Source organism: Curvibacter lanceolatus ATCC 14669, from assembly GCF_000381265.1.
Classification (GTDB): domain Bacteria; phylum Pseudomonadota; class Gammaproteobacteria; order Burkholderiales; family Burkholderiaceae_C; genus Curvibacter; species Curvibacter lanceolatus.
Map to the genome: position 1 here is coordinate 144,197 of NZ_KB906254.1, position 12,158 is coordinate 156,354.

10 protein-coding genes are annotated in these 12,158 nt (G+C 68.7%); 8 read left to right on the forward strand and 2 right to left on the reverse strand.

The window, feature by feature from the left end:
- Positions 1-78 precede the first annotated feature (78 nt).
- On the reverse strand, positions 79-1,281 hold the full coding sequence (locus F624_RS0104980) for a multidrug effflux MFS transporter (RefSeq protein ID WP_019573168.1): 1,203 nt from the start codon (positions 1,279-1,281) through the stop codon (positions 79-81).
- Between the two features lie 139 nt (positions 1,282-1,420).
- Entirely contained in the window at positions 1,421-2,314 is an 894-nt protein-coding gene (locus F624_RS0104985) for a LysR family transcriptional regulator (RefSeq protein WP_019573169.1), read from the reverse strand.
- Positions 2,315-2,486: 172 nt separating this feature from the next.
- On the opposite strand from F624_RS0104985, the gene F624_RS0104990 reads away from it, so the two are divergent.
- The 8 genes from F624_RS0104990 to F624_RS0105025 all read left to right on the forward strand — a co-directional run bounded on the left by F624_RS0104990 (position 2,487) and on the right by F624_RS0105025 (position 11,987).
- Positions 2,487-3,374, forward strand: coding sequence for an HTD2 family dehydratase (locus F624_RS0104990; protein WP_019573170.1), 888 nt, complete (start codon positions 2,487-2,489; stop codon positions 3,372-3,374).
- A gap of 50 nt (positions 3,375-3,424) precedes the next feature.
- Positions 3,425-4,588 carry an acyl-CoA dehydrogenase family protein gene (locus F624_RS0104995; RefSeq protein ID WP_019573171.1) on the forward strand — a complete coding sequence of 388 codons (1,164 nt, stop codon included), beginning with the start codon at positions 3,425-3,427 and terminating at the stop codon, positions 4,586-4,588.
- A gap of 917 nt (positions 4,589-5,505) precedes the next feature.
- A complete protein-coding gene (locus tag F624_RS0105000; protein WP_019573172.1) occupies positions 5,506-6,690 on the forward strand; it encodes a CaiB/BaiF CoA transferase family protein in 1,185 nt (394 codons plus the stop codon).
- A gap of 53 nt (positions 6,691-6,743) precedes the next feature.
- Complete coding sequence (locus F624_RS0105005) at positions 6,744-8,138, forward strand: MmgE/PrpD family protein (protein WP_019573173.1); 1,395 nt, start codon at positions 6,744-6,746, stop codon at positions 8,136-8,138.
- The gene (locus F624_RS0105010; protein ID WP_019573174.1) at positions 8,135-9,010 is read left to right on the forward strand and encodes an HpcH/HpaI aldolase/citrate lyase family protein; all 876 of its coding nucleotides are present in this window, start codon (positions 8,135-8,137) and stop codon (positions 9,008-9,010) included. Before F624_RS0105005 ends, F624_RS0105010 begins: the two co-directional genes overlap by 4 nt.
- Positions 9,011-9,203: 193 nt before the next feature.
- Positions 9,204-10,208 carry a tripartite tricarboxylate transporter substrate binding protein BugD gene (locus tag F624_RS0105015; protein ID WP_019573175.1) on the forward strand — a complete coding sequence of 335 codons (1,005 nt, stop codon included), beginning with the start codon at positions 9,204-9,206 and terminating at the stop codon, positions 10,206-10,208.
- 94 nt (positions 10,209-10,302) lie between these two features.
- Complete coding sequence (locus F624_RS32150; RefSeq protein WP_019573176.1) at positions 10,303-10,986, forward strand: class I SAM-dependent methyltransferase; 684 nt, start codon at positions 10,303-10,305, stop codon at positions 10,984-10,986.
- 38 nt (positions 10,987-11,024) lie between these two features.
- Complete coding sequence (locus tag F624_RS0105025; protein WP_019573177.1) at positions 11,025-11,987, forward strand: cation diffusion facilitator family transporter; 963 nt, start codon at positions 11,025-11,027, stop codon at positions 11,985-11,987.
- The last annotated feature ends 171 nt before the right edge of the window (positions 11,988-12,158 follow it).

The window sequence follows — 12,158 nt, forward strand, 5'->3', positions numbered from 1 at the left end:
ATGTCCTGCATGGTGCCGCCGGGGGCCGGCCGCGTCCTGTCGCTGCGGTTTCGGTTTGTTTCGTTTTATGTCGACGGTTCAGCTCAGAGCCGTCGTCCTGTCTTTTTGCCCACGCAGCGTGACCAGCGAAAACGCCAGGGCCATCAGGGCCGAACCCGCGATGCCGGCCACCATGGGGCGGGCCGTGCCGTCGACAAACAGGCCCACCACGGCCATCACGATGGCCCCCACCACGAACTGCAGCGTGCCCATCAGGGCCGAGGCGGTGCCGGCCAGGGCGCCGTGCTCTTCCAGGGCCAGCACGGCGGTGGTGGGCACCACCAGGCCCAGAAAGCCGTAGCCCAGCAGCAGCATGGCAATCATCAGGGCCAGGCTGTCAAAACCCAGCAGGTTCAGGCCCAGCAGGGCGGCCATGGTCAGGGCATAACCCAGCACGGCCACGCGCACCAGCGGCACCAGCCCGAAGCGCCGCGTGAGCTGGCCGGTGAACTGCGAGATGCCGATGAACGAGGCTGCGTTCACCGCAAAGGCGATGCTGTACTGTCGCGGGCTCAGGCCGTAGTGGTCGATCAGTACAAATGACGAGTTGGCCAGGTAGGCAAAAAAGCTCGAGATGCCAAAGGCCCCGATCATCACCAGGCCCATGAAATGCCGGTCGCGCAGCAGCAGGCCATAGGCGCGCAGGGCGCCGCCCACGCTGCTGTCGGCGCGCTGCTCGGGCAGGCGGGTTTCGGGCAGGCTGCTGGCCAGCAGGCCCAGGCCTGCCAGGGCGGCCACCGTCACGGCCCAGAACACGCCGCGCCAGCCGGCCCATTCGATGATCAGGCTGCCGCTCAAGGGCGCCAGGATGGGCGACACGCTGAACACCAGCATCAAGAGCGACATCAGCCGGGCCGCATCGTGGCCGGTGTGCAGGTCGCGCACCACGGCGCGCGGCACCACCATGCCGGCGCAGGCACCCAGGCCCTGCACAAAGCGCAGCGCGATCAGGCTGTGGATGTCGGGGGCCAGCGCGCAGCCCACGCTGCCCAGCGCAAACAGGGCCAGGCCGAAGTACAGCGGCGGCTTGCGCCCCACCATGTCGGACACCGGGCCGTAGATGATCTGGCCGATGCCCAGCGAGATGAAAAACGCCATCAGGCTGGCCTGCACCGCGCCCATCGAGGCGCCCAGGCTCTGGCCGATCGAGGGCAGGGCCGGCAGGTACATGTCGATGGCGAACGGCCCGATGGCCGAGAGCAGACCGAGCACCAGCGCGGTCTTGAAGAAATTGGATTTCATGGAGAAGCCTGCAGCCCAGGGCAGCGTGTCGAGGCCCTGTCTGCTTGTGCGGGGGGAAAGGAGCGACAGCATAGCCAATGCGGCCGCTGGTCGCCGAAATATGGCGGGTTAACCCTTGGTGTGGCCGGAAATCGACCGCTTATCCCTTGTAATGCGCCACCAGTGTGTCCACCAGGGCCTGGGCGTAGGGGGGCAGGGCGGCCTGGTCGCGCACCAGCACGTAGCGCTCGCGCACGGCCCAGGCATCGGTCAGCTCGATCAGGGCCAGCTTCATGGCCTGCTGGTTGCGCCGCGCCGCGCTGACCGGCACCACGCCGATGCCCACCCCCGCGCCGATCATGCGGCACATGGCGTCAAAGCTGGCCAGCTGGATGCGCAGGCGCAGCGGCTTGCCCAGGCGCTCGGTCACCTGGGCCAGAAAGGCCTGGATGGTGCTGCCGTGCTGCATGCCCACGGCGTCTTCGTCCAGGGTCTCGGCAAAGGCAATGCTTTTGCGCCGCGCAAAGCGGTGCCCGCGCGCCGTCACCAGCACCAGCCGGTCGGTGCTGAAGTGGATGGCCTGCAGGCCCAGGGTGTCGATCTGGCCGGCCACGATGCCCAGGTCGGCCCGCCCGTCCAGCACGCCGCGGGCGATCTCAGCATTCGGTTTTTCTTGAAGGTCGACATTGATGCGCGGGTTGGTGGCCAGAAACGGCGGCAGGATCTCGGGCATGAAATCGGTCACTGCCGTGGTGTTGGCAAACACCCGCAGGTGGCCGCGCAGGCCGCCCGTGTACTCCTGCAGGTCCAGGCGCAGCTGCTCGGTCTGGCGCAGCACGCCGCGGGCATGGTGCAAAAAGGCCTCGCCGGCCGGCGTCAGTCGCACGCCGCGGGCCTCGCGGTAGAACAGGGGCAGGCCGGCATGCGCCTCCAAGGCCTTGATGCGCGCACTGGCGGCCGCCAGCGACAGGTGCTGCGCGGCAGCGGCGCGGGTCAGGTTGAGCGCCTCGGCCGTCTGCACGTACAGGCGCAGGTCGGTCAGGTCGAACTGCATGGCGCCATGCTAGCCCAAAGCCGCGCTGCCGGCCCTTAGCCTCAGGCAAAACCGAAGGCTTGGTCTTGAAATCAATGATTGCGCCCACGCGCCAGGGGGCCGACGATGCGGGCTGTCTTTTCAGATCGTTCCGACCCAGATCGTTTCGACTTTTTTCACAGGCCTCTGATTCATGAGCGACACCTCTCCCCGCAACGTCGACGCCCCCTTGCTGGCCCACCTGCAGACCTGGCAGGGCCGCAGCGAAACCCTGCACGACACCCTGACATCCGCCCCCGTCAGCGGCCTGTCGGCCACGCTGGACCGCGACGACCCGGCCCCGCAGCCCGGCACGGCCCTGCCGCCGCTGTGGCACTGGCTGTACTTTCTGCCCCAGGTGCGGCAAAGCGGCCTGGGGCCGGATGGCCACCCCCAGCGTGGCGGTTTTCTGCCCCCGGTGCCGCTGCCGCGCCGCATGTGGGCGGGCGGGCGCCTGCGCTGGGAAGAGGCCAACCCCCTGCAGGTGGGCCAGGCGGTGCAGCGCGTGTCGCGCATCGAGTCGGTCACGCACAAGGCGGGCCGCACAGGCGACCTGGTGTTCGTGCTGGTCAAGCACGAGGTGCACAACGAGGCCGGCCTGGCCCTGACCGAAGAGCACGACATCGTCTACCGCGCCGCGGCCCAGCCCGGCGACCCCGTGCCGCCCCCCGTGGCGGCCGACACCGGGGCCCTCTGGCAGCGCGAGATCGTGCCCGACGATGTGCTGCTGTTCCGTTACTCGGCGCTCACCTTCAATGGCCACCGCATCCACTACGACCGCCGCTATGTGACCGGGGTGGAGGGCTACCCGGGCCTGATCGTGCACGGCCCCCTGATCGCCACCTTGCTGGTGGACCTGGTGCGGCGCCAGCAGCCCGGGGCCCGCTTCAAGCGCTTCGACTTCAAGGCCGTGCGCCCCACCTTCGACCTGCACCCCTTTGCCGTCAACGGCCGCCCCGAGGCCGATGGCAAGACGGTGCGCCTGTGGGCCAACGACCACGAGGGCTGGTTGACCATGCAGGCCACGGCCGAGCTGTTCTGAGCTGCTCCCCTCCCTCATCCGAAACCGATCCAACAACAGAGACACCCTTCATGATCAAGCAAGCCCCCGACCAGTACCAGGAGATCCGCGATGCGGTGCGCGCCCTGTGCGCCGAGTTTCCCGACGAGTACCACCGCCAGATCGACCATGAGCGCGCCTACCCCGAAGCCTTTGTGGATGCCCTGACCAAGGCCGGCTGGCTGGCCGCGCTGATCCCGGCCGAGTACGGCGGCTCGGGCCTGGGCCTGGCCGAGGCCTCGGTGATCATGGAAGAGATCAACCGCAGCGGCGGCAACTCGGGCGCCTGCCATGGCCAGATGTACAACATGGGCACCTTGCTGCGCCACGGCTCCAAGGCGCAGAAAGAGCTGTACCTGCCCAAGATCGCCAGCGGCGAGTGGCGCCTGCAGTCCATGGGCGTGACCGAGCCCACCACCGGCACCGACACCACCAAGATCAAGACCTCGGCCGTCAGGAAGGGCGACCGCTATGTGGTCAATGGCCAGAAGGTCTGGATCAGCCGGGTGCAGCACAGCGAGTGGATGATTCTGCTGGCGCGCACCACGCCGCTGGCCGAGGTCAGCAAGAAGAGCGAGGGCATGTCGATCTTCATGGTCGACCTGCGCGAGGCCGAGAAGAAGGGCATGACGGTGCGCCCGATCCAGAACATGGTCAACCACGAGACCAATGAGCTGTTCTTTGACAACCTGGAGATCCCGGCCGAGAACCTGATCGGCGAAGAGGGCAAGGGTTTCAAGTACATCCTCGACGGCCTGAACGCCGAGCGCACGCTGATTGCGGCCGAGTGCATCGGCGATGGTTACTGGTTCCTGGACCGGGTGACGAAGTACGTCAGCGAGCGCGTGGTGTTCGGCCGCCCGATCGGCCAGAACCAGGGGGTGCAGTTTCCGATTGCCGATGCCTACATCGAGGTGGAAGCGGCCAACCTGATGCGCTACAAGGCCTGCGAACTGTTCGACGCCAACCAGCCCTGTGGCGCCCAGGCCAACATGGCCAAGTACCTGGCGGCCAAGGCCAGTTGGGAGGCGGCCAATGCCTGCATCCAGTTCCATGGTGGGTTTGGCTTTGCCCACGAGTACGACGTGGAGCGCAAGTTCCGGGAGACGCGGCTGTATCAGGTGGCGCCTATTTCGACGAATTTGATTTATTCGTATGTGGCGGAGCATTTGCTGGGTTTGCCCCGGTCGTTTTGATTCGTTTGTGCGTGCTGCTCATGCTTCTGCTCTTCGTTTCAGGTCGGAGGCCGGGATTGCGGTCCGGTGGGTGCCGGGCGTTGGCGGTCTGCTTTGTCCATTCGATCAAGGCTTTGTTTCGTCGCTGCGCTCTGTTCCTTCTGTTCTTCTTTGAAGGGCGGAGGCCGGGGGTTCGTCCCGGCGGCCGAGGCACTTTTCTTTGTCTCGCCAAAGAAAAGTACCCCAAAGAAAGGCGACCCGACGTGCACGCCCTGCTGCGCAGGGTCCGCTGCGCTGCTCAACTTGGGCGGGGTCTCGCTAAACTCGCTGCGCTCAAACAGACGCGAGCCCTTTATCCGCCCAAGTCTGCGCTGCTCGCCGTGCCCGACGGGAGGTGGGGAGCGGGAACCGACGGCTGCTGCTGCGCAGCGACGCCCCTTTGTTTCAATCGGAGGGCGCGGCTGCGTAGCCGCGCGGTGGGGCGTCAGTGCTCTGCCCAGTACATCAAACAGATAGACACCAGCGCCGCTGGATGCACAGGCTCGACTGATTTCGTCAGTGCGCTCGCAAGCTCGCCCGCACCCGCCTTCCCCGTGGGGCAGGGCCGAGCAGCGCAGCGCCAGGGGGATCAGGCACCGCGTCTGTTTGAGCGCAGCGAGTTTAGCGGGGACCCCCCTGGCGCGAGCAGCGCAGGGAACCACGAAGTGGCCCTGACTTCGGGTCGCCTTTTCTTTGGCTACTTTCTTTTGGCGAAGCAAAAGAAAGTGGCTCGGCCGCCGGGACGAACCCCCGGCCTCCGCCCTCAACCAAAGAGCAGAAGCCTCAGAGCGCAGCGGCACAACAAAGCCACAAGCAAGTGGACAAGGCACACCCCCCACCCGTGCCCCCAACAAGCAGCCACCCCCCTGGCCCCATCCCACAGACAGTGAGTCACCATCATGACCCAACGCCCCCTGGACGGCATCACCGTCATCTCCCTCGAACACGCCATCGCAGCCCCCTTCTGCACCCGCCAACTCGCCGACCTGGGCGCCCGCGTCATCAAGATCGAGCGCCCCGGTGCGGGCGACTTTGCCCGGGCCTATGACCAGCGGGTCAACGGCGAGGCCTCGCACTTCGTGTGGGTCAACCGCTCCAAGGAAAGCCTCACCCTCGACCTCAAGCAGCCCGAGGCCCTGCAGGTGCTGCAAGAGCTGCTGAAAGACGCCGACGTGCTGGTGCAGAACCTGGCCCCAGGGGCCGCTGCCCGCATGGGGCTGGGCTACGACAGCCTGAAAGACAGTCACCCGCGCCTGATCGTGTGCGACATCTCGGGCTACGGCGAAGACGGCCCTTACCGCGACAAGAAGGCCTACGACCTGCTGATCCAGAGCGAGGCCGGCTTTCTGTCGGTCACCGGCACGCCAGATGAGCCCTGCAAGGCCGGCAACTCGGTGGCCGACATCGCGGCCGGCATGTATGCCTACAGCAGCGTGCTGGCGGCCCTGCTGCAGCGGGGGCGCACGGGGCAGGGTGGGCACATCGACGTGTCCATGCTCGAAGCCCTGGGCGAGTGGATGGGCTACCCCATGTACTACGCCTACCAGGGCGCCACGCCGCCGCCGCGCAGCGCGGCCGCCCACGCCACCATCTACCCCTATGGGCCTTTCAAGGCCGGCGACGGAGGCACCGTGATGCTGGGCCTGCAGAACGAGCGCGAGTGGAAGGTGTTCTGTGCCGTGGTGCTGCGCGATGCCGCCCTGGCCACCGACCCGCGCTTTGACAGCAACGCCCGCCGCAACGAACACCGCGAGGCACTCAAGGCCCTCATCCTGACGGCCTTCGGGGCCCTCAGCAGCGCCGAGGTGCTGGCCCGGCTCGACGAGGCCCAGATCGCCAACGCCCGCATGAACGACATGGCCGGCCTGTGGGCCCACCCGCAACTGCAGGCACGCGAGCGCTGGCGCGAGGTCGGCTCGCCCGCGGGCACCATCCCGGCCCTGTTGCCGCCGGGGCGCCACAGCAGTTTTGACTACCGCATGGAGGCCGTGCCCGCCGTGGGCCAGCACACCGAGGCGATCCTGCACCGCCTGGGCCGCAGCCAGGCCGACATCGCGGCCCTGCGCGAGCGCGGCGCGATCTGAACGGCCACGCCACGCAACGGCACCCAACCAGAACATTCCGGAGACGACAAGCCATGACATCCCTCACCCCCACCGCCGCCCTGGCCCACTTTGCGGCTGGCCTGCGCTATGACGACATCCCCGACACCGTGGTGCGCAAGACCGAAGACCTGCTGGTCGACTGGTTCGGCTCGGCCGTGGCCGGCCATGGTTCGCGCCCGGTGGAGAGCATCACCCGCTTTGCCGGGCACATGGGCAGCGCGGGTGGTGCTGGCGCACCCCAGTTGGGGCAGGGCGGGGCCGAGGTGCTGATCAAGCGCCAGCTCAACAGCCCCTACCTGGCGGCGATGGCCAATGCCGCGGCCTCGCATGTGGCCGAGCAGGACGATGTGCACAACGGCTCGGTGTTCCACCCGGCCACGGTGGTGTTCCCGCCCGCGGTGGCGGTGGCCCAGGCGCTGGGGCGCAGCGGGCGCGACCTGCTGGCGGCCTCGGTGGTGGGCTACGAGGTGGGCATCCGTGTGGGTGAGTTTCTGGGGCGCTCGCATTACCGGGTGTTTCACACCACCGGCACGGCCGGCACCCTGGCCGCGGCTGCCGCCGTGGGCCACCTGTTGGAGCTGGACGCGCGCCAGATGCAGCACGCCTTCGGCTCGGCGGGCACCCAGTCGGCCGGGCTGTGGGAGTTTTTGCGCACCGCGGCCGATTCCAAGCAGTTGCACACCGCGCACGCGGCCGCCGCCGGCCTGATGTCGGCCTACCTGGCCAAGGACGGCTTCACCGGCGCCGCCGACATCTTGGACGGCCCCCAGGGCATGGCCGCCGGCATGTCGAGCGACGCGGACCCGGCCCGCCTGGTCGACGGTCTGGGCGCGCGCTGGGTCACGGCCGAGACCTCGTTCAAGTACCACGCCAGCTGCCGCCACACCCACCCGGCCGCCGACGCGCTGCTGCTGGTGATGCGCGAGCACGGCTTGAAGCCCGAAGATCTGGCCGCCGTGCAGACCCATGTGCACCAGGGCGCGATCGACGTGCTGGGCCCGGTGGTGTCGCCCAGCACGGTGCACCAGAGCAAGTTCTCGATGGGCACGGTGCTGGCCCTGGTGGCCCAGTTCGGGCACGCGGGCCTGGCCGAGTTTGATCAGCACTTTCTCAGCGAGACCACGCGTCAGCTGCGCGACCGCGTGAGCATGAGCCTGGACGCCGAGGTCGATGGCGCCTACCCGCGCCGCTGGATCGGCAAGGTGACGGTGCACACCACCGACGGGCGCGTGTTCCAGGGCCGGGTGGATGAGCCCAAGGGCGACCCCGGCAACACCCTGAGCCGCGACGAGATCACGGCCAAGGCCTTGCGCCTGGCGGCCTTCAGCGGCGGGGCCCAGGCCGGTGAGATGGCCCAGGCGGTCGAACACCTGTGGCAGGTGAGCCAATGGCCGGTGGTGGGCCACCTGTTGCCGGGGGCCGCATGAACACGGCCCCCTTGCCGCGCCCGCTGGGCGAGGCGCGCAGCCTGCTGTTTGTGCCCGGTGACCGCCCCGAGCGCCTGGCCAAGGCCCTGGCCAGTGCCGCCGACGCGGTGATCCTGGACCTGGAAGACGCCGTGGCCCCCGCCGCCAAGCCCGCCGCCCGCGCCGCCCTGGCCCAGGGCTGGCCGAGTCTGAGCGCGGCCGAGCGCCAGCGCCTGCTGGTGCGGGTGAACGCGGTGCCCGCGCCCGGGCATGGCGACGATCTGGCCCTGCTCGAAGCCCTGCCCGGCCTGGCCGGCGTGATGCTGGCCAAGGCCGAGAGTGCAGCGCAGATGCAGGCCTTGGCCCAGCGCCTGCCGGGCCTGCCGCTGCTGCCCCTGATCGAGAGTGCCCAGGGCCTGCTGCAGCTGCAGGCCATCGCGGGTGCGCCCCAGGTGCTGCGCCTGGTGCTGGGCCACATCGACCTGCAGGCGGACCTGGGCATGGCCTGCGGGCCGGACGAGGCCGAGCTGCTGCCCGCGCGCTGGCAACTGGTGCTGGCCTCGCGTGGCGCCGGCCTGGCGCCGCCGGTCGATGGCGTGACCGTGGCGCTGGATGAGCCCGAGCAGGCCTTGAGCGACGCCCGGCGCGCCCGCCGCCTGGGCTTTGGCGCGAAGCTGTGCATCCACCCCCGCCAGATCGAGGCCGTGCACCAGGGCCTGGCGCCCAGCGCGGCCGAGTGCGACTGGGCGCGCCGCGTGCTGGCCGCGGCCGAGGCCGCAGGCGATGCCTTGGGAGCCGGGGCCCTGCGGGTGGATGGCCGCATGGTCGACGCCCCGGTGCTGGCGCTGGCACGGCGCTGGCTGGCCCTGGAGCACCGCCCCGGCATCCCCTGAATGCCCTTGATGATGGGCGCGCCCCGGGGTTAGGCCTAGTGCCGGCGGGCCCCGAGGCGGCGCAACATGGCTGCAGAACAAGAACGACAAAGCAGGGAGTGCGCCTGGCACTGCGGTGTGAGAGCAGTGAAGCCAAGGGCGGGTGCGCACCGTACCCCCCCGAGAACCCCTTAGAAACAGAGAGACAAGACCCATGACAAATCGCTTCAGCCCCTTCCAATCCCTGTGCCGCACCGGCCTGGCGGCGCTCGCTGCCGCCACGCTGGTGGCGGCCGGCCCGGCCCGTGCCGAGGTGTTCCCCGACCGGCCCATCACCATGCTGGTGCCGTTTGCAGCCGGTGGCCCCACCGACGTGGTGGCACGCCTGATCGCCATCCCCATGGGCAAGGCCCTGGGGCAGACCGTGCTGATCGAAAACGCCGTGGGCGCGGGCGGCACCATCGCCGCCACCAAGACGGCCCGCGCCGCACCCAACGGCTACACCATCTTCCTGCACCACATGGGCATGTCGACGGCACCGGCGCTGTACAAGAAGCTCAGCTTCGACCCGCTCAAGGATTTCGACTACATCGGCCAGGTGGTCGATGTGCCCATGACCCTGCTGGCCCGCAAGGACTTTCCGGCCAACAACCTGCAGGAGGCCCTGGCCTACATCAAGGCCAACAAGGAGAAGGTGACGCTGGCCAATGCCGGCCTGGGCGCGGTGTCCCACCTGTGTGGTCTGATCTTCATGAGCACCATCGGTGTCGACCTGAACACCATCCCCTACAAGGGCACCGGGCCGGCCATGAACGACCTGCTGGGCGGGCAGGTCGATCTGCTGTGCGACCAGACCACCCAGACCGTGCCCATGATCAAGGAAGGGCGCATCAAGGTGTTCGGCGTGACCACGTTGAACCGGCTCTCGGCCCTGCCCAATGTGCCCACGCTCGACGAGCAGGGTCTGAAGGGCTTTGACGTCAAGGTCTGGCACGGCATGTACGCCCCCAAGGGCACGCCGCCCGAGGTCATCAACAAGCTCAACGCGGCTTTGCGCACCGCCTTGCAAGACCCGGTGGTCACCAAGCGCCTGGCCGATCTGAGCTCGGATGTGCCGCCGCTGGACAAGATCACCCCCAACGGGCTCAAGACCCATCTTGAGGCCGAGATCAACCGCTGGGGCCCGGTGATCCGCAAGGCCGGCATCTACGCGGATTGAGCCGGCAGGTCGGCAGGCCCCGCATTTGCGTCTGCGCATGGACGCAGACGCGGTGCCGGGTTAGAGTGGGCCGTCCACTTGACGGAGGCCCGCCATGTCCCGCGCAACCGAACGCCACCCAGCCCCTGATACTGCGGCCTCGCAGGGCCTGTACCGCTGGCGCGCGGGTATTTATGACCTGCAACTGGCCCCTTATGACGCGATCCGCGCCGAGGCCATTGCCACGCTGCAGCTGCAGCCCGGCCAGACGGTGCTGGACCTGGGCTGCGGCACCGGCATGAGCCTGGAGCTGCTGCAGGCCGCGGTGGGCCCGCAAGGCCGGGTGGTGGCGGTGGACCAGTGCCCCGAGATGGTGGACGAGGCGCGTCGCCGGGTGCAGCGCCACGGCTGGCGCAACATCAGCCTGGCCTGCGCCCCCATCGACCAGGCCGTCCTGCCCGAAGGGGCCGATGCCGCCCTGTTCCATTTCACCCACGACATCCTGCAGACGCCCGCCGCGGTCGATCATGTGCTGGCCCACCTGCGCCCCGGGGCCCGGGTGGCGGCCAGCGGCCTGCAGTGGGCGCCGGCGGGCTGGGGCGTCTTCAATGGCCTGGTGTGGCTGGCTGCGATGCATTCGGTGACCACGCTGCAGGGCATGGGGCAACCCTGGCGGGCGCTGGCCGATCACGGCATCGAGTTGTCGCTGCAGACGCATCTCGGTAACACCGTGTATGTGGCCGGTGGATGCCTGCCCGCCTCAGCGGCCGGCCGGCCGGGCAGGCACAATCGGGGCTGACCGAGCTTTCCGGCGCTCCTGCCCGACGCCTTTTCCGCATGCAATTCAAAGACGCCCCACCCGACCACGAAGACACCCAGTACAGCAGCGCCGAGCGTTCGGCGGCGGCGTCACGCAGCACCTGGGTCAGCGTGGTGGTGAACACGGCGCTCAGTGCCACCCAGATCGTGGTGGGGGCCTTGACCCATTCCCAGGGCCTGGTGGCAGACGGCATCCACTCGCTGTCGGACCTGGTGTCGGACGCCGTGGTGCTGTTTGCCAACCACCACAGCCAGAAGGAAGCCGACGAAGACCACCCCTACGGCCACCAGCGCTTCGAGACCGCCGCTTCGCTGGTGCTGGGCCTGATTCTGCTGGCCGTGGGCGCCGGCATGCTGTGGGCGGCGGTGCTCAAGCTGCAAAGCCCCGACTCGGTGCCCCAGGTGCACGGCGTGGCCCTGTGGGTGGCCGGGGCCGCCCTGGTGTCCAAGGAACTGCTGTTCCGCTACATGCTGATGATCGCCAAGCGCGTCAAGTCAAGCCTGTTGGTGGCCAATGCCTGGCATGCGCGCTCGGATGCGGCTTCGTCCCTGGTGGTGGGGGCGGGCATTGCGGGCAATCTGGCCGGCTTTCCGTTGCTCGACCCGATTGCCGCCCTGATCGTGGGCCTGATGGTGGGCCGCATGGGCTGGCAGTTCGCCTGGGACGCGCTGCATGATCTGATGGACCGCGCGGTGGATGAGGAAGAGGTTGCCGCCATCCGCCAGACCCTGGTCGAGACCCCGGGCGTCATCGGTGTGCACGACGTGCGCACCCGGCGCATGGGCGACATGATCGTGGTCGATGCCCACATCGAGGTCGATGCCCGGCTGACCGTCGAGGCCGGGCACGACATCGCCGTGGCAGCCCAGCACCGCGTGATGGCGCGCCACCGCGTGCTCAACCTGATGACCCACGTCGACCCCTGGAAGCGCCCCGATCTGGACCACCAGTTGCCGGCGCAGACCGGGTCTGTCAGCTGATCCCCGCCCTGCGTGGATGGGCATGCGCCTTGGGCTGGGACCGCCAGGGCGTACCATGGGGTGGGTTGGTGGCGCCTTGGCCCTCACAAAACCCGCCCAACCCCCTGACCCAAGCGCCCGGCCGCCGTGACCGGGCCTGCTTCTTGCCTGCATCTTCAGGCCAGCCCGGGT